This window comes from Mycobacterium sp. NGS69 (assembly GCF_059812165.1).
In genome coordinates, this window is the sequence record NZ_JCALCD010000004.1 from 465,917 (window position 1) to 482,685 (window position 16,769).

Genomic DNA, 16,769 nt, shown 5'->3' on the forward strand with positions numbered 1-16,769 from the left:
AGTTCGCCGCAAGGGTGCGGGATCGGCTGGAGCGGGTATGACACGCTGGGCGGGAAATCCGTGGCGGCGGTTCGGGCTGTCCGCACGAGCGGGTTGGCTGCTCGTCGGGTTTTACAGCACGGCGGCGGTGCTGGTCGTCGCGTCCTCGATCTTCCGGTCGCGGGGCGCCGACGCGACCCGGCCGGTCGATCAGGTCGTGATGGCGGCGTGCCTGGTGTTCGCCGCGGTGTCCGCCGGCTATGCGGCCCGTTTTTCGACCGGGCGCCGCAAATTCGGCTGGCTGGCGCTGGTGATCGGCCTGCTGGGCTGGGCGGTGGGTGAGGTCCTGTGGTCGGTGTACTACGCGCGCCCGGGAATCGAGCACGCCACCCACCCCGCGGTGGCCGAGGCCGTGCTGAGTTTGTGGCCGATCGGCGCCATGCTGGCGTTGGCGCTGCTGTCCCACCTGTCGCGCCACAGCCCCCGGCGCCTGGTGCTGGACGGTCTCATCGTGGCGACCTCGCTGTTCGTCATCTCCTGGGTGTTCGTTCTCGACAAACAGCTGCGCGCGAACACCGGCTGGCGCCTCGCCACGCTCGAGGAGGTCTTCGTCGACGTCGTAATGCTGACGACGGCGATCCTGATGCTGTCCCGGATCCGCTCCAACGACCTGCCGAGCCGGGGCCTGCTGGCCGCCGGGGTCGCGACCACCGCGGTCGCCGATATCGCGATGGTTTTCCAGACCGGGGTGGGCACCTATCACCTGGGCGGCCCGGCGGATCTGGGGCGGGTGGCCGGATTCGCGCTGCTCTCGCTGGCCGGCCTGGCCAGCGTCCACGAGACCGCCACGGACCAGGCGCGGACCGAGATCATGTCCCCCGCCCTGCTCTGGCTGCCCTACCTGCCGCTGATGCTGGCCGCCGCGGTCGGCCTGGGTCAGGCGGTGAGCCTGATGGCACACGGACCGCTGCTCGCCGCGCTGGGGATCCTCGTCGCGGCGGTGCTCACCCGCCAGTTCATCGTGCTGATGGAAAACCAGGGCCTGCTGTCCGAGGTCGCGCGGGAGGCGTTCCGCGACAGCCTGACCGGCCTGGCCAACCGGGCGCACTTCCTGCACCGCCTGGAGCAGGCCGTTGCCCGACAGCGCCTCGAGGGCGGGCCGATCGCGGTGCTGTGCCTCGACCTGGACAACTTCAAAGCGGTCAACGACGCTCTGGGGCATCCCGCCGGCGACGAGCTCCTCGTCCGGGTCGCCGGCCGGCTCACCGCCGCGCTGGGCGACATCGGTACCGTGGCGCGCCTCGGAGGCGACGAGTTCGCCGTCCTCATCGAGGCTTCGGTCGATGAATCGAAGGAGGCCGCGGACCGCGTGCTCGACGCGTTCGGGACGCCGATCGTGATCGAAGGTGTCCCCATCGAGGTCAGGCCCAGCATCGGCTACACGGTCGCCACGGCAACGTCGAATTGCACCGTCGACCAGTTCCTGCAGCACGCCGACCTGGCCATGTACGCCGCCAAACGCGAAGGCGGGCAATGTGTTCGGGGTTTCCTGCCCGACCTGCCGTTCCCATACACGTTCCCTCAGTTGGCCGAGTCGGCCGAGTCGGCGTCGGCGGGTGGGGACCGGGGCGCCGCCGCAACCCCGGCGGGCGCCTTCGGCAAGGAGACGAGGCTGGCGCGCTCGCTGGCACCGATCGCCGCGGCCGCAACGGCACCGCGGGAGCGATCGCACGACGGCCCCGACGGCATGCGGTGGCCCCCGATGGCGATTCGGATCGCTTTGGCGGCGTTGGGGATTGGCGTGGCCACCTTCGCGGTGACGAGCCTGGTGGACCCCGGTGCCGCGCGCAACGCGTTCTTCGCCAAATTCCTGTACCCGGCGTTGAACCTGTCCGCCGCGGCGCTGATCGCGTTTCGCGCCTACCGGGTGCGGGCAGACCGTCTCGCGTGGGCGTTGATCGCGACCGGCATGGCCGTGTCGGCGGCGGGTGACATCGTCTACGTGACGTGGGTGCCCGCGGGCCAGTCGCCGTCCGCGGCCGACCCGGAGTACCTGGCCTTTTACCCGCTCCTGTACGCGGGGCTCCTGCTGGTCATGCGGTCGCGGCTGAAGGTGGTGCCAATTCCGATCCGGCTCGATGCCCTGGTATGCGCGCTGGCCGCGGCCGCGGTGGGCGTGGCGCTGCGCGCGGGGCCCATGCACGCGGCCGCGGTCCGCGCGCCGGCGACCGTGCTGGTGGGACTCGTCTACCCGTGGGGCGACCTGGTCCTGGTGGCCCTGACCGCCGGCATGCTGCCAATCCTAGGCTGGCGCAAGGGATTCCGTTGGGTCTTGCTTGTGGTGGGATTCGTCGCCTTTGCCGTCGCGGACACGGCGTACCTCTTCGAGACCGCCGACGGCAGCTACCGGGTCGGCACCACGCTGGACACCCTCTGGCCCGCGGCGTCGCTCCTGGTGGCCATCGCCAGCTGGGCGCCGTGGTCGTCGACGCCGCCCGTACCGAAACGCGGGCTCGGTTTCTACGCGGTGCCGGTGGCGTGCACCGTCGTCGCGCTGGCCGTCGTCGTGGGTCACAACTCAAGGCTGGCAACGATTCTCGCCGCGTTGAGCCTGGTCGCGGTCGCCGCGCGACTCTCGGTCGCCTTCCGCGACGTCAGCTTGCTGGCCGAAATCCACAAGCAGGCCATGACCGACGAAGTGACCAGCCTGCCCAATCGGCGGTCGCTGGCGACCGCCCTGACCGGGCTGTCCGATGTGGTGCCGGCGGGACCGCTGTCGATCCCCGGGACCCCGTCGCGCCGGGCGCTGCTGCTGCTGCACCTGTATGAGTTCGACGAGATCAACGACTCCGTCGGCCAGCACTTCGGCGACGAGTTGTTGAGCCATGTCGCGCACCGGCTCTCGCTCTGCGTGCGCCAAGAGGATCTGCTCGCGCGGGTGGGCGAGGACGAATTCGCGATCCTGCTGGGTGAGGGGTCGGACCTGATCGCCGCGCGCGCCCAGGCGGGCCGATTGCTCGAGGCGCTGAGCGAGCCGTTCGCGCTCGATCCGATCACCGTGCAGGTCGATGCCCGCATCGCCATCGCGCTCTGCCCCGACCACTGCGATCATCCGCAGGAGCTGCTCACCCGCGCCGAGATGGCGATCCCCCACGCGAAATCCGCCGTCAGCAGGATCGCGGTGTACGACTCGGCCTACGAGATGTACCGCGACAACGACCCCAACCTCATCGAGGAACTGCGCGTCGCGCTGCTGGACGACGACCAGCTGACGGTGCACTACCAGCCCAAGATCAACGCGAGCGACGGCAGCGTGCACAGCGTCGAGGCGCTGCTGCGCTGGCGGCATCCCAGCCGCGGATTGCTGCTCCCCGAGGAATTTTTGAACGCCGCCGAACGCGCAGGGCTGATGCGTCAGGTGGCCAACCGCGCCATCAACGTCGCGCTGGAGCAGATCCGGTCCTGGCGCGACCAGGGTATGCCGCTGACCGTCGCGGTGAACCTGTCGACCACCAACCTGCTCGACCTGGACCTGGTGAGCACGATCGAGCGGCTGCTGCAGACGCACGGCCTGCCCCCCGACTCGCTGATCGTCGAGATCACCGAAAGCGCCCTGGTCGACTCGGCGCGCTCGCGCAACACCGTCGCCGCGCTGCAGCGCCTCGGCGTCCGGATCTCGCTCGACGACTACGGAACCGGGTGGTCGTCATTGGCGCGGCTGCAGGACGTTTCGGTCGACGAGCTCAAGCTCGACCGGATCTTCGTGGCGCGGCTGGCCGAGGACCCGCGGTCGGTCGCCATCGTGCGGTCCACGGTGGCGTTGGCGCGCAGCCTGGGCGCCGACCTGGTGGCCGAGGGGGTCGAAGACGAGGTCACCCTGCGCGCGGTGCGCCGCTACGGCTGCACCATCACCCAGGGTTTCGTGCACAGCCCGCCGCTGCCGGCGGATGACCTGCTGCACTGGATCTGCCAGCACGCGCCGACCACCAAGTCTCAGGCTGGCGTGACGGATTGACTAGAACAGCTCCTTGGCCAGCAGCTCCAGCGTCGCGACCCGCGCGGGCCCGGTGGCGGGATCGGTGCCGAGGTGGGCCGAGGCGACCGGGTGGACCATCACCTCGTCCACGCCGAACCGTTCGGCCAGCGCCCGCACCTGCTCGGCGGCCTCTTCCGGGGTGCCGAGGACGGCGCGCTTGAGCCCGCTCTCCACGATGTGCTGCTGCTGGTCGGTCAGCTGGGCGACCTCGGCCTCCTCGACGAGCGGCACCGGCCCGAGCGGCTGGCCGGTGCGCAGCCGCGCCATCACCTGCAGGTTGGGCAGCATCAAAGCCGTCGCCTCGTCGCGGGTTTCGGCCACCGCGGCGTTGACAGTCAGGAACGTCACGGGCTCGGGCGTCTGCTTGCTCGGCTTGAAGCGAGACCGGTAGACCGCGAGCGCCTCCTCGGTCCCCTGACCGGAGAAGTGATGCGCGAACACATACGGCAGCCCCTTGGCCGCGGCCAAATGCGCCGAGTACATCGACGAGCCCAGCAGCCACAGCCTCGGCTCGCTCGCCGCGGCCGGGGTGGCCTTGAGCCGGTAGTCCCCAGAGCGCAGCGGCACGATCACGCCGCGCGCGCTCATCAGCGCGGCCACGTCGTCGAGGTAGTCGGGGAAGCGTTCGATGTCCTCGTCGCCGCGGCTGCCGCGCAGGGCGTACGAGGTCACCGGGTCGGAGCCGGGCGCGCGGCCGATACCGAGGTCGATGCGGCCCGGCGCGGCCGCCTCCAGCAGCGCGAACTGCTCGGCCACCGCCAGGGGCGCGTGGTTGGGCAGCATCACACCGCCGGAGCCGAGGCGGACCTGGGTGGTGTGCGCGGCCAGGTGGGCGATCAGGACCGGCGGGCTGGTCGCGCCCACGGACGGCATGTTGTGGTGCTCGGCGACCCAGTAGCGGGTGAAGCCGAGCCGGTCGGCGGCCTGCGCCAGCTGCACGGTGGCCGCCAGCGCGTCGCGGGTGGTCTGGTCGCTGCGCACCGGCACGAGGTCAAGGACGGAAAGTCGCACGACGGCGTCAACGCTTTCGGTGGAGCGAACGTTCCCGCCAACACAGCGCGTCGAGTGAGCGCTCACGGCTTTCCGTGGGAACACAGGGCGGGATTTCGGCCGATTTTCCGCCCAGGCTTCACACACAAAGCCGAGGATTCACACGCAAAGCCGAGCTCAGTAGTCCTTGAGGGTGATCGAGTTGACGATGCGGTCGAACACCTCCTGCGGGATCGGCGCACCCCCGGGGATGTTGTCGATCACCAGCCACTGGTTGCGCTTGACGTAGTCGTGGAACTCGGCGTGATAGCTGGCGAAGCCCTTTTCATAGTCACCACCGGCCGCACCGAGCTCGCCGGCCAGGACGTAGGCGCCCAGCAGCGCGACGCTGGTCCCCTGCCCCGAGAGCGGAGAACAGCAATACCCGGCGTCGCCGACGAGCGCCACGCGGCCCTTCGACCAGCGATCCATCTTGATCTGCGACATCTCGTCGAAGTAGAAGTCGGGTGCGGTCCGCATGTACTGCACCAGCTGCGGGCGGACCCAGCCGTCGTCGGCCATCCGCCGTTCCAGCTCGGCGAATACGGCCTCGGTGTCGCGGTAGTCGATCCGCAGGTCGGCCTCCATGAAGCCCACCATGGCCCGGGCCTCGGTGTTGTTGCGCGCGCTGTAGACGCCGACCATGGTGTTCTCGCCGTAGTGCCAGGTCTGCCAGTAGTCCAGGTCCAGGAAGTTGGGCACGGTGAAGATCGCCGCGTAGGTGCCCAGCCGCTCGATGAATTGCGCCTCGGGGCCGAAGACCAGCCGTCGCACGTTGGAGTGCAACCCGTCGGCGCCGATCACCAGATCGAAGCTGCGCGCCGCGGCGCGCTCGAAGGTCACCTTGACGGCGGTGCCGTCGTCCTCTAACGCGGCGATGCTGTCGTCGAACACGAATTCCGCGTTGAGTTTGGTTGCGTCGTAGAGCAATTCGACGAGGTCGTCGCGCAACAGCTCGATGTCGGGGTTGGCGATGATCCCGCCGGTCGGCGTCGATTCGGTGTCCTCGGACAGTTCGTTGCCGTCGCGGTCGACGACGGACGCCCCGCGGATCCGGGTCCGCACGTGGTCGGCGGCCGCCCGCAACATCATGCGTTCCAGCACCCCGAGAGCCGGGCCCCGCACGTCGATCGCCTGGCCGCCCGGCCGCAACCCCGGATACCGTTCCACCACGGTGACCGAATAGCCCTGGCGGGCAAGCCAATACCCAGCCGTTATGCCGGCCACGCTGGCACCGGAAACCAAAATGTCGGTCACGTGATACCTGCCAACCTCTTTGCGTCGCTGAAGATGTCGTCGAGCATTACGGGAGTCAACCTACCGGTGAACATGTTCTGCTGGCTGGGGTGGTAGCAGCCGAGCAATTGCAGGCCGGATCCCAGCTCCGCGACGACGCCGTGCCCGAAGCGCGGCCTGGGCGCCCCGGACACCAGCCGCAGCGCGATCTGCCAGGCGAACCCGCCCAGGGCGACGATCACCCGGACGTCGCCGGACACCAGCCGCCATTCGGCCTGAAGCCACGGCCAGCAGGTGTCGCGCTCGGCCGGCGTCGGCGCGTTGGCCGGTGGCGCGCAACGCACCGGCGCGGAGATCCGAATCCCGTTGGCGCGCAAGCCGTCCGCGGCGTCCACGCTGGTCGGCTGGTTGACCAGCCCCGCCCGGTGCAGCGCCGCGTACAACTGGTCGCCGGAGCGGTCACCGGTGAACATGCGCCCGGTCCGGTTGGCGCCGTGCGCGGCGGGCGCCAGCCCCACGATCAGCAGCCAGGGCCGTTCCGATCCCCAGCCCGGCACCGGCCGCCCCCAGTAGGGCTGGTCGGCGAACGCCCGGCGCTTGCTGGCGGCGACCTCTTCGCGCCAGGTCACCAGCCTCGGGCAGGCCCGGCACACGCTGATCGCGGCGTCGAGTTCCGCGATCGACCGGGCCCCGTCGCTCAGCGCGACCACGCGGGCCGCGTCGGCGGCCACCGGCGTCCGCGGTGTGGCCGGATCGCCCGGCCATCCGCTGCCGGGCACCACCGGAGACGCGAATGCCTGGCCGCTACGTGGATGGGCAAGCACATGAACATCCTGCATGAGCCGAAAAATCGGTGGCCGCGTATCACGGCGTTGGCATAAATTCAGCGGCGATATCCCATGAAAAGCAGCGGCCCAGCGGTTCTGATCCTGTTCGCCACGCTGACGGCGACGGCGGGTACCGGCATCTCGATCGTTGCGTTCCCATGGCTGGCGCTGCAGCACCGCGACAGCGCGCGCGACGCGGCCGTCGTCGCGGCCGCGATGACGCTGCCCCTGGTGCTGTCCACGCTGGTGGCCGGGACCGCGGTCGACTTTTTCGGGCGGCGACGGGTGTCGCTGGTCTCCGATTCGCTGTCCGGAACGGCGGTGGCCGCCGTGCCGCTGACCGCCTGGTTTTTCGGCGCCGACGCGATCAACGTCGCCGAGCTGGCCGTGTTGGCTTTCTTCTCGGCCGCGTTCGATCCGGCCGGCACCACGGCGCGCCAGTCGATGCTGCCCGAGGCCGCCGCCCGGGCCGGCTGGTCGCTGGACCGCACCAACAGCGTCTACGAGGCGATCCTCAACCTGGCCTACATCGTGGGCCCGGGAGTCGGCGGTCTGATGATCGCGGCGGTCGGCGGCGTCAACACGATGTGGGTCACTGCGGGCCTATTCGGGTTGTCCTTCTTGGCAATTAGCGGGCTGCGGCTCGAGGGCGTCGGCAAGCCGCACCATGCGACGCGACCCCAGGGGCTGGTGTCCGGCATCGCCGAAGGCCTGCGATTCGTCTGGAACCTGCGGGTGCTGCGGACGCTGGGGCTGATCGACCTGGTCGTGACCGCGCTGTACCTGCCGATGGAGAGCGTGCTGTTTCCCAAATACTTCAGCGACCATCACCAGCCCGCACAGCTGGGCTGGGTGCTGATGGCGCTCGGGGTCGGCGGCTTGGTGGGCGCGCTCGGCTACGCGGTGCTCTCGAGATATACGCCGCGGCGCACGGTGGTGCTGGCGGCGACGCTCACCTTCGGCGTGGCCGCGATCGGCATCGCGTTCCTGCCGCCGTTGCCGGTGATCCTGGTGCTGTGCGGGGTGACCGGCCTGGTCTATGGGCCCACCCAGCCGATCTACAACTACGTGATGCAGACCCGGGCGCCGCACCACCTCCGCGGCCGGGTGGTCGGGGTGATGACCGGGCTGATGTACGCCGCCGGTCCGTTGGGATTGCTGGTGGCCGGTCCGCTGGCCGACGCGGCCGGGCTGCGGACTACGTTCCTGGCGTTGGCGGTGCCGATCCTGCTGGTCGGCCTCGTCGCGTGCGGCCTGCCGTCGCTGCGGGAGCTGGACCGTCCGGTGCCGGAACTCGCCGCGGATACGCCGCGCTGATCCGTCAGTCGCCGAGGATCTTGCGCTTCTGCTGCTCGAATTCCTCGTCGGTGAGCAGCCCGCGGTCCTTGAGCGCGGCCAGCCGCTCGAGCCGATCGATCGGATCCTGGTGGGCTTGCGCCGGCTGCGCCGCGCCGAGCATCTGCTGCTGCATCTCGGCGCCGCGCCGCATCATCTCGTCGCGGAATCCGGTGGGATCGGCGATGGCCCGGCGAATCACATCGCCCATCGGCATCCCCATCACCTGAGCGCCCGCCAGGTCGGGGCGGGCCGCGGTCACGGCGTCGATCGCCACGTCGGGCGTGGCGGCCGGCCGGTGGTCGATCTCGACGCGGCCGTGGTCCTTGGGGTCGTAGAGCACGGGCAGCCGGGTGCCGGGGCGCGGCGGGCTCAGCTGGGGCAGCAGCGCGGTGACGCTGGCCTCGAACGGCGGTTCGGCGTCGGGGGTGACGCGCAGCCGCAGCTTCCAGCGAACCTCGGTGTTGCCGACCAGATTCGGGTTGCCGACGGTGACCGAAATCGCCGACTGCTCCGCCGCGAGGACGTCCGCGAACGCGCGGACGCCGACTTTGCTGAGATCTCTGCGCCCGAACATCGTGCCCCTTCCGAGATCCGCCAACTGTACAGCTACCTGGCCCGTAGGATCGGATCGTGAACGCCGACGCGCTGGCCGAGCTGATCGCCAAGCTGCCCGACGGGATGGTCGTCACCGACCCCACCATCGCCGAGGGCTACCGCCAGGACCGCGCCTTCGACCCGTCGGCCGGCAAGCCGCTGGCGGTGGTCCGGCCGCGGCGCACCGAGGAGGTGCAGACCGTGATGCGCTGGGCCTCGGCCCACCGGGTGCCGGTGGTGACCCGGGGCGCCGGCAGCGGCCTGTCCGGCGGGGCCACCGCGCTGGACGACGGCATCGTGCTGTCGACGGAGAAGATGCGCGACATCACCGTCGACCCCGTCACCCGCACCGCGGTATGCCAGCCGGGCCTGTTCAACGCGGAGGTGAAAAAGGCCGTCGCCGAGTACGGGCTGTGGTATCCGCCCGACCCGTCGTCGTTCGAGATCTGCAGCATCGGGGGCAACATCGCCACCAACGCCGGCGGGTTGTGTTGCGTAAAGTACGGCGTCACAACCGATTACGTGCTGGGCATGCAGGTGGTGCTGGCCGACGGCACCGCGGTGCGCCTCGGCGGGCCGCGGCTGAAGGACGTCGCGGGGCTCTCGCTGACCAAGCTGTTCGTCGGCAGCGAGGGCACGTTGGGTGTCGTCACCGAGGTGACGCTGCGGCTGCTGCCGGCCCAGAACGTGTCCAGCGTGGTGGTCGCGACGTTCGGCTCGGTCGGCGCGGCCGTCGACGCGGTGCTGGGAGTCGTTGCGCGGCTGCGGCCTTCGATGCTGGAGTTCATGGACTCGGCGGCGATCAATGCCGTGGAAGACAGCCTGCGCATGGACCTGGATCGCTCGGCGGCCGCCATGCTGGTGGCCGGCTCCGACGAGAGGGGGCGCTCGTCCGGGGAGGACGCGGCGGTGATGGCCGCGGTGTTCGCGGAAAACGGTGCCACAGAGGTTTTTTCGACCGACGACCCGGACGAGGGCGAGGCCTTTGTGGCCGCGCGCCGGTTCTGCATCCCCGCGGTCGAGGCCAAGGGCTCGCTGCTGCTGGAGGACGTCGGGGTGCCCCTGCCCGCGCTGGGTGAGCTGGTCGCCGGGATCGAGCGCATCGCAGCGGAACGGGATCTGATGATCTCGGTGATCGCGCACGCCGGCGACGGCAACACCCATCCGCTGATCGTGTACGACCCCGCCGACGCCGCCATGACCGAGCGCGCCAACCTGGCCTTCGGCGAGATTATGGACCTGGCCGTCGGTCTGGGCGGCACGATCACCGGTGAGCACGGCGTCGGCCGGTTGAAGCGGCCGTGGCTGGATGGCTACCTCGGCCCCGAGGTGATGGAGTTGAACCAGCGGATCAAGCGGGCGCTGGACCCGCTCGGGATCCTCAACCCCGGCGCGGCGATCTAGAACTCGAAGCGGTTGAGCACGTCGAAATTTCGCATCGGCGTGGCGTTGACCAGCCGCCACAGCAGCCGCACCGGCGCCGAAGGGACACGCTCGTAGAGCGCGGTCACCGGAACCTGCTCGAGGAAGCGCAGCCGCGGATTCCAGCGCTCCAGTTCGTGGATGTCGCCGATGCCCCACTTGGTGATGCCCTTGGTGAGGACCCTGGACAGCCGCGGCCCCAGCGGCGACGTCGTGTCGAAGAGCATCTCGCCGCCGGCGAACCGATCCGTGAGGCGCGGCAGCAGCGCGCGCACCTCGGGCTCGACGAGGTACATGACCAGTCCCTCCGCGACCACGAGCGTGGGGCGATCGGAGGGGATCTCGGGCAGCCAGGCCTCGTCGGTCACCGACGACCCGATCATCCGGTAGCCGTCGCGGTCGTCATAAAGCTTGCGCCGCAAGGCGATTACATCCGGTTGATCGACGTCGAACCATTGCACGGTGTCCGGCGGGCGCAGCCGGAACGCCCGGGTGTCCATGCCGCACCCGAGGTGTAGCACGACCGCGTCCGGGTGGCGGCGCAGGAAGCCGGCGCTCCACTCGTCGAGCTGTTTGGCGCGCACGGCGACCAGATATTGGTTGGATCCGGGCCGCATGGCGCGCCGCATGCGGGCCCAGTCGTATTCGATGCGATCCACCGCCTCGGCGGCGGCCTTGTCATCGAGAATCGGTGCCGGCGAGCGGCTTTCGTAGGCCCGCAGGTACAGCGTGCACAGGTTGGTCCATTCCACCGACCCCCACGCCACGTCGCCGAAGTCGACTTTGTCCGTCATCGTCATCGCTGTCGCTTCCCCTCCCGGTATTCGGTCCACATCCGCATCAGCTGCTCTCGGTAGTCCCGGGTGCAGAACTCGCAGAAGTCGCGGAAGTCCTCGATGCGCTCGCGCTGTTCGGCACGGTCCTCCCCCAGCACCGACAGGGCGAACTCGGCGGGCTCGATGCCCAGGCGCATCAGCGACAGCTGCGTCTCCAGCACGCTGGTGAACCCGCCCGGGGTGACGCGGTAGAGGTGTTGCCGGTCGGGGCTCGGCAGCCGCTCGATCATGCCGCCCTCCAGCAGCTGCCGGGCGACGGTGCTGATCGAGGCCTTGCTCACCGACAGCGCGCCGGCCAGCTCGGTCAGCGACTGCTGCGGCGGATGGCAGATCAGCAGCCACCCATAGACCCGGCCCATGGTGCGGGTCGCCCCGAGGAGCTCGAAGAACAGCCCGATGCGGTCGACGAACTCGGCTTCCTCCGGGGACATCAGGTTCCTCTGGTTCGTTCAGTACGGACTGAACAAAGTGTACAACAATTGACATGTTCGCCCAACTGCCTTAGAAATGAGACATGTCCCCGGTGATGTCTCACAGATTTCGGCTGGCGACCGCCGAGACCTGGCCCAACCCCTGGCCGATGTACCGGGCGCTGCGCGACCACGACCCGGTGCACCACGTCGTCCCCGAGACCCGGCCCGACCGGGACTACTACGTGCTGGCCCGCCACGCCGACGTCTGGGCGGCCGCGCGCGACCACGAGACGTTCTCCTCGGCGCAGGGCCTGACCGTTGAGTATGGTGAGCTGGAACTGATTGGACTGCAGGATAATCCGCCGTTCGTGATGCAGGATCCCCCGGTGCATACCGAGTTTCGCAAACTGGTGTCGCGGGGTTTCACGCCGCGACAGGTCGAGGCGGTGGAGCCCAAGGTGCGCGAGTTCGTCGTCGAGCGCATCGAGAAAATCCGCGCCGACGGCGGCGGCGACATCGTCACCGACCTGTTCAAACCGCTGCCCTCGATGGTCGTCGCGCACTATCTCGGCGTCCCCGAGGAAGACCGCGCACAGTTCGACGGCTGGACGCAGGCGATCGTCGCGGCCAACACGTCCGAAGGGGGAATCGGCACTTCGCTGGACGCGGTCGGCTCGATGATGGCCTACTTCACTGCCCTGATCGAGCGGCGCCGGGCCGAACCCGAGGACGACACGATCTCGCATCTGGTGGCGGCCGGAGTCGGCGCCGACGGGGACATCGCCGGGACGCTGTCGGTACTGGCGTTCACGTTCACGATGGTCACCGGCGGCAACGACACGGTCACCGGAATGCTGGGCGGGTCAATGCCGTTGCTGCACGAGCGGCCGGACCAGCGCCGGCGTTTGGTCGACGACCCGGGGCTGATCCCCGACGCGGTCGAGGAGCTGCTGCGGCTGACCTCGCCGGTCCAGGGCCTGGCGCGCACCACCACCCGCGACGTGACCATCGAGGGCACCACCATCCCGGCGGGCCGCAAGGTCCTGCTGCTCTACGGGTCGGCCAACCGCGACGAACGCCAATACGGGCCGGACGCAGGCGAACTCGACGTGACCCGCTGCCCGCGCAACATCCTGACGTTCAGCCACGGCGCGCACCACTGCCTGGGCGCGGCGGCGGCCCGCATGCAGTCGTGGGTCGCGCTGACCGAATTGCTGTCCCGCTGCCCCGATTTCGAGGTCGAGGAGTCCGGCATCGTGTGGTCGGGCGGCAGCTACGTGCGCCGCCCGCTGTGCGTGCCGATCCGGGTGAACGCCTGATGCCCGACTGGTTGGCCGAGCACCGCGGGGAGGCGGCTGCGGACCGGATACTCGACGCCGCCGAGCGGCTCTACACGCGCCGCGACCAGGCGTCCATCGGCATGAACGAGATCGCCCGGGCCGCAGGCTGTTCCCGCGCGACGCTGTACCGCTACTTCGAGAACCGCGAGGCGCTGCGCACCGCGTACGTGCACCGCGAGGCGCGCCGGCTCGGCCGCGCGATCGCCGACGAGATCCGAGCCATCGAGGACCCGCGCGAACGGCTGGTGGCGAGCATGATCGCCGCGTTGCGGATGGTGCGCGAAAGCCCCGCGCTGTCAGCGTGGTTCGCCGCCAGCCGACCGCCGATCGGCGGCGAGCTGGCGCAGTCGGAGGTGATCACGGCGCTGGCGGCGGCGTTCGTCGGCTCGCTCGGCCCGGAGGATCCCGCCGTCGTGCAGCGCCGGGCGCGCTGGGTGGTGCGGGTGCTCACGTCGCTGCTGACCTACCCCGGCCGGGACGAGGCCGACGAGCGGGCGATGCTCGGGGAGTTCGTCGTCCCGACCGTGGCGCCGGTCGGCGCCCGAGGCTAGTTCGTCACTTCCGGCACACCAGCCTCCCGGCACGACCATCACCCGTGGGCGGCTCCGCCACCCACTGCAGGCCGCTGAGGTCGGCATCCAGGGACGCCTGGATGTTGGCGAGCGCGGCGGAGACGATGGTCATGTCGAGCAGCAACATGAACACCGCGAGGCACACCGCGAGCAGGGTCAAGCGGGGTGAACGGCCGTCGCGCCGTCCCCGTCGTCGGCCACCTAGCCGTCCTTGACCCGGGTGAAGCGGTGCAGGAGCCAGGCGAGCGGGATCGTCACGGCCAGCGTCGCGACGAACAGGTAGCCCATCGAGCCGGTGTAGACGTGCGCGCGGACGATGTAGACCATCGCGAATTCCATGGTGATGAGGTGGATCAGGAAAATCTCGTAGGAGATCTCGCCCAGCCACACCATCGGCCGGCTGGCCAGCAGCCGCGCGTACGTGCCCTGATTTCCCAACGCCAGCGGCGCCACCGCGAGCGCGGCGATGACGGCGTAGAAGACGGTCTTGCAGACGGCCTGGCTCAGCGTCGCCGGTGACGTCGTGGGTGCGCCGGCGATCGGGGTGGAGGCGATGAAATAGCAGATGACCGCCAGCGGGATGGCCATGAATGCGTAGCAGTGCGCCTTCATCGCCTGCAGCACGGCCAGCGCCATGCCGGCCAGGAACCAGGCCAGGTAGGTCGGCAGCCAGAGCCGGGCGCCGTCGGGGAACCAGTGGTCGGTGTGAACCAGGACCAGCCAGCCCGGGCTGATCAGCGCCATCGCGCCAAGGGCGGCCAGCACCAACTTCGGCCGCCACTGCCGCCGGGTGATCAGGACCAGCAGCAGGTAGGCCAGCAGCGGCAGCACGACGTAGAACGAGGCCTCCACAGCCAGGCTCCACATCTGCGTCAGGCCCTGGTGCAGGTACTTGCCGAGGTAGCCGTTGCAGTAGATCTGCGTCAGGGTCAGGTTGCGCACCAGCCCCAGCCAGGTGTGCCCGGGGTTCGGGCCGGCCTCGCGGAAGTGGTAGAGCACGTAGGCGAGCAGCACGGTGATGACGTAGGCGGGCATGATGCGCCGAACCCGGTGCCGCGCATAGCGACTCAGCGACGGCGGCGGGCCGCCGGTGGCGGCCGACTTCACCCACGGGCGAAACAGCAGGAAGCCCGACAGCACGAAGAAGATCGGGACGCCGATCTCCAGCCGGGAGCCGACCAGTCCCCAGTAGCCGTGGGTGTACTTGCCGGTGGTGTAGGCGGCGTGGGTGCCGACGACGGTGAGCGCGGCGACGGCGCGGATGCCGGTCAGCGACGCGACGCGGTCGACGTGCGAGACCTGCTCGAGCCCGCCCTGGGCGTCGCGTTCCTCGGAGAGCGTCACCGGCGTGGTTTCGTTTTGCCCGGTGAGCGGTCCGGCCGCAGGTCGATCAGCACGCCCGAGATGCGGGTCTGCTCAAGCTTTTTCAGCGTCGCCCTGGGTAGTTTGGCCGGCAGTTCCACCAGCGAGAAGTCGGGCCCGATGGCGATGTGGCCGAAGTCGCTGCGGTGCAGGCCGCCCTCGTTGGCGATGGCGCCGACGATCGCGCCGGGGCCGATCTTGTGCCGCTTGCCCACCGAGATCCGGTAGGTGGCGAAGTTTCTTTGCTGCCTTGGCCTTTCGGGGCGTTCTTGGCGCTCCTGACGCTCGCGGCGTTCCGGCGGCGGTTCGGGCGCCATCAGGAACGCCTCGCCGTCGCGGGACTGCACCGCCAGCGCCGCGGCGATGTCGGCCATCGGGACGTCGTGCTCGCGCTCGTAGTCCTGCACCAGCTTGCGGAACAAGTCGATTTCCGGGGCGCTGAGCGCGTCGGTGATGGAGTCGCCGAATTTCGTGATGCGCTGGGTGTTGACGTCCTCGACGGTGGGCAGCTCGGCCTCGGTGAGGGTTTGCCGGGTGGCCTTTTCGATCGCCTTGAGCAGGTGGCGCTCGCGCGGGGACACGAACAACACCGCGGTGCCCGAGCGCCCGGCCCGCCCGGTGCGCCCGATGCGGTGCACGTAGGACTCGGTGTCGTGCGGGATGTCGTAATTCAGCACATGCGAGATGCGTTCCACATCAAGGCCTCTTGCGGCCACGTCGGTGGCGACCAGGATGTCGATGCTGCCACTCTTGAGGGCGGCGATGGTCCGCTCGCGCTGCGCCTGCGGGATGTCGCCGTTGATGGCGGCGGCGGAAAACCCTCGGGCCCGAAGCTTTTCGGCGACCTCCTCGGTGGCCTGCTTGGTGCGGACGAACACGATCATCGCCTCGAACGGCTCCACCTCGAGAAGGCGGGTGAGCGCGTCCATCTTGCGGGGCCCCGCGACCTGGATGTAGCGCTGCGAAATGTTCTCGGCGGTGGCGGTTTTCGCCTTCGCGGTGACCTCGAACGGGTCGTGCAGGTACTTCTTGGTGAGCTTGCGGATCGCCGGCGGCATGGTCGCCGAGAACAGGGCGACCTGTTTGTATTCCGGGGTTTCGGACAGGATGCGCTCGACGTCCTCGGCGAAGCCCATGGTGAGCATCTCGTCGGCCTCGTCGAGCACCAGGTAGTCGATGTGGGACAGGTCCAGCGTGCCGCGCTCGAGGTGGTCGATGACGCGCCCCGGGGTGCCGACCACCACCTGCGCGCCGCGCCGCAGCCCGGCCAGCTGCACGCCGTAGGACGAACCGCCGTAGATCGGCAGCACGTGGATCTGCGGCAGGTGCGCGCCGTAGCGGCTGAACGCCTCGGCCACCTGCAGCGCCAGCTCGCGGGTGGGCGCCAGCACCAGCGCCTGCGTCGCGGTGCTCTTGACGTCGATCTTGGACAGGATCGGGATCGCGAACGCCGCCGTCTTGCCGGTGCCGGTCTGCGCCAGCCCGACGACGTCGGACCCGGCCATCAGCGGCGGGATCGTCGCCGCCTGGATGGCCGTCGGCGTCTCGTAGCCGACGTCGGCGGTCGCCTTCAGGACCGCAGGGTGAATCTGCAGGTCCGCGAACGTGGGAGAGGCAGCCTCGGGCGGGCTGTCCGGAAGGGTCATCGTGTCAAGAGTCTAGTGGCGATCGCGAGGCCAGCGAAGCTGGGCGCTGCGGGTCGCCACCATCGGGACCAGTGCGATCGCGAGGCCAGCGAAGCTGGGCGCTGCGGGTCGCCACCATCGGGACCAGTGCGATCGCGAG

General features: G+C 69.7%; 14 protein-coding genes. 5 read left to right on the top strand and 9 right to left on the bottom strand.

Annotation, left to right across the window (positions count from 1 at the left end; all coding sequences use genetic code 11):
• The first annotated feature begins 37 nt into the window (after positions 1-37).
• On the top strand, positions 38-3,994 hold the full coding sequence (locus AC5Y2S_RS15005; protein WP_499956883.1) for a diguanylate cyclase domain-containing protein: 3,957 nt from the start codon (positions 38-40) through the stop codon (positions 3,992-3,994).
• Here the strand turns inward: AC5Y2S_RS15005 and AC5Y2S_RS15010 are convergent, their stop codons facing one another.
• From AC5Y2S_RS15010 to AC5Y2S_RS15020, 3 genes are all read right to left on the bottom strand, one after another.
• Positions 3,995-5,026 carry an LLM class flavin-dependent oxidoreductase gene (locus AC5Y2S_RS15010; protein WP_499957059.1) on the bottom strand — a complete coding sequence of 344 codons (1,032 nt, stop codon included), beginning with the start codon at positions 5,024-5,026 and terminating at the stop codon, positions 3,995-3,997.
• A 156-nt stretch (positions 5,027-5,182) separates the two neighbouring features.
• Positions 5,183-6,301, bottom strand: a complete 1,119-nt coding sequence (locus AC5Y2S_RS15015; RefSeq protein WP_499904583.1) for an FAD-binding protein — start codon at positions 6,299-6,301, stop codon at positions 5,183-5,185.
• Positions 6,298-7,119, bottom strand: coding sequence for a uracil-DNA glycosylase (locus AC5Y2S_RS15020; protein WP_499956884.1), 822 nt, complete (start codon positions 7,117-7,119; stop codon positions 6,298-6,300). Before AC5Y2S_RS15020 ends, AC5Y2S_RS15015 begins: the two co-directional genes overlap by 4 nt.
• 60 nt (positions 7,120-7,179) lie before the next feature.
• Between AC5Y2S_RS15020 and tap the strand changes: the two genes are divergently transcribed.
• Complete coding sequence (gene tap / locus AC5Y2S_RS15025) at positions 7,180-8,424, top strand: multidrug efflux MFS transporter Tap (RefSeq protein WP_499956885.1); 1,245 nt, start codon at positions 7,180-7,182, stop codon at positions 8,422-8,424.
• A 4-nt stretch (positions 8,425-8,428) separates the two neighbouring features.
• Here tap and AC5Y2S_RS15030 read toward each other — a convergent pair whose 3' ends face one another.
• On the bottom strand, positions 8,429-9,019 hold the full coding sequence (locus tag AC5Y2S_RS15030) for an SHOCT domain-containing protein (RefSeq protein ID WP_499956887.1): 591 nt from the start codon (positions 9,017-9,019) through the stop codon (positions 8,429-8,431).
• 56 nt (positions 9,020-9,075) lie between these two features.
• Here AC5Y2S_RS15030 and AC5Y2S_RS15035 point away from each other — a divergent pair, with 56 nt between their 5' ends.
• Positions 9,076-10,443, top strand: a complete 1,368-nt coding sequence (locus AC5Y2S_RS15035) for an FAD-binding oxidoreductase (protein ID WP_499956888.1) — start codon at positions 9,076-9,078, stop codon at positions 10,441-10,443.
• Here AC5Y2S_RS15035 and AC5Y2S_RS15040 read toward each other — a convergent pair.
• Together AC5Y2S_RS15040 and AC5Y2S_RS15045 are read right to left on the bottom strand one after the other, a co-directional pair.
• The gene (locus AC5Y2S_RS15040; RefSeq protein ID WP_499956889.1) at positions 10,440-11,255 is read right to left on the bottom strand and encodes a class I SAM-dependent methyltransferase; all 816 of its coding nucleotides are present in this window, start codon (positions 11,253-11,255) and stop codon (positions 10,440-10,442) included. The genes AC5Y2S_RS15035 and AC5Y2S_RS15040 overlap by 4 nt on opposite strands.
• A 2-nt stretch (positions 11,256-11,257) precedes the next feature.
• Entirely contained in the window at positions 11,258-11,728 is a 471-nt protein-coding gene (locus tag AC5Y2S_RS15045; protein WP_499956890.1) for a GbsR/MarR family transcriptional regulator, read from the bottom strand.
• 83 nt (positions 11,729-11,811) lie between these two features.
• Between AC5Y2S_RS15045 and AC5Y2S_RS15050 the strand changes: the two genes are divergently transcribed.
• Together AC5Y2S_RS15050 and AC5Y2S_RS15055 are read left to right on the top strand one after the other, a co-directional pair.
• Complete coding sequence (locus AC5Y2S_RS15050) at positions 11,812-13,029, top strand: cytochrome P450 (protein WP_499956891.1); 1,218 nt, start codon at positions 11,812-11,814, stop codon at positions 13,027-13,029.
• Positions 13,029-13,601, top strand: a complete 573-nt coding sequence (locus tag AC5Y2S_RS15055; RefSeq protein ID WP_499956892.1) for a TetR/AcrR family transcriptional regulator — start codon at positions 13,029-13,031, stop codon at positions 13,599-13,601. Before AC5Y2S_RS15050 ends, AC5Y2S_RS15055 begins: the two co-directional genes overlap by 1 nt.
• A 4-nt stretch (positions 13,602-13,605) precedes the next feature.
• Here AC5Y2S_RS15055 and AC5Y2S_RS15060 read toward each other — a convergent pair whose 3' ends face one another.
• Genes AC5Y2S_RS15060 through AC5Y2S_RS15070 form a run of 3 tightly spaced genes read right to left on the bottom strand, consistent with a single transcriptional unit; the run spans position 13,606 to position 16,630 of the window.
• The gene (locus AC5Y2S_RS15060; RefSeq protein WP_499957076.1) at positions 13,606-13,782 is read right to left on the bottom strand and encodes a hypothetical protein; all 177 of its coding nucleotides are present in this window, start codon (positions 13,780-13,782) and stop codon (positions 13,606-13,608) included.
• A 41-nt stretch (positions 13,783-13,823) separates the two neighbouring features.
• Positions 13,824-14,966: an acyltransferase family protein gene (locus tag AC5Y2S_RS15065; RefSeq protein ID WP_499956894.1), complete on the bottom strand. Its 1,143-nt coding sequence runs from the start codon at positions 14,964-14,966 to the stop codon at positions 13,824-13,826.
• Positions 14,963-16,630, bottom strand: a complete 1,668-nt coding sequence (locus AC5Y2S_RS15070) for a DEAD/DEAH box helicase (protein WP_499956895.1) — start codon at positions 16,628-16,630, stop codon at positions 14,963-14,965. The genes AC5Y2S_RS15065 and AC5Y2S_RS15070 overlap by 4 nt, the downstream gene beginning before the upstream one ends.
• Positions 16,631-16,769 lie beyond the last annotated feature (139 nt).

Excerpts from the sequence above, each read along its gene's own strand:
- AC5Y2S_RS15005 (WP_499956883.1), top strand. The coding sequence starts at position 38 with ATGACACGCTGGGCGGGAAATCCGTGGCGGCGGTTCGGGCTGTCCGCA.
- AC5Y2S_RS15020 (WP_499956884.1), bottom strand. The coding sequence starts at position 7,119 with ATGCAGGATGTTCATGTGCTTGCCCATCCACGTAGCGGCCAGGCATTC.
- tap (WP_499956885.1), top strand. The coding sequence starts at position 7,180 with ATGAAAAGCAGCGGCCCAGCGGTTCTGATCCTGTTCGCCACGCTGACG.
- AC5Y2S_RS15030 (WP_499956887.1), bottom strand. The coding sequence starts at position 9,019 with ATGTTCGGGCGCAGAGATCTCAGCAAAGTCGGCGTCCGCGCGTTCGCG.
- AC5Y2S_RS15040 (WP_499956889.1), bottom strand. The coding sequence starts at position 11,255 with ATGACGGACAAAGTCGACTTCGGCGACGTGGCGTGGGGGTCGGTGGAA.
- AC5Y2S_RS15045 (WP_499956890.1), bottom strand. The coding sequence starts at position 11,728 with ATGTCCCCGGAGGAAGCCGAGTTCGTCGACCGCATCGGGCTGTTCTTC.
- AC5Y2S_RS15050 (WP_499956891.1), top strand. The coding sequence starts at position 11,812 with ATGTCCCCGGTGATGTCTCACAGATTTCGGCTGGCGACCGCCGAGACC.
- AC5Y2S_RS15055 (WP_499956892.1), top strand. The coding sequence starts at position 13,029 with ATGCCCGACTGGTTGGCCGAGCACCGCGGGGAGGCGGCTGCGGACCGG.
- AC5Y2S_RS15070 (WP_499956895.1), bottom strand. The coding sequence starts at position 16,630 with ATGACCCTTCCGGACAGCCCGCCCGAGGCTGCCTCTCCCACGTTCGCG.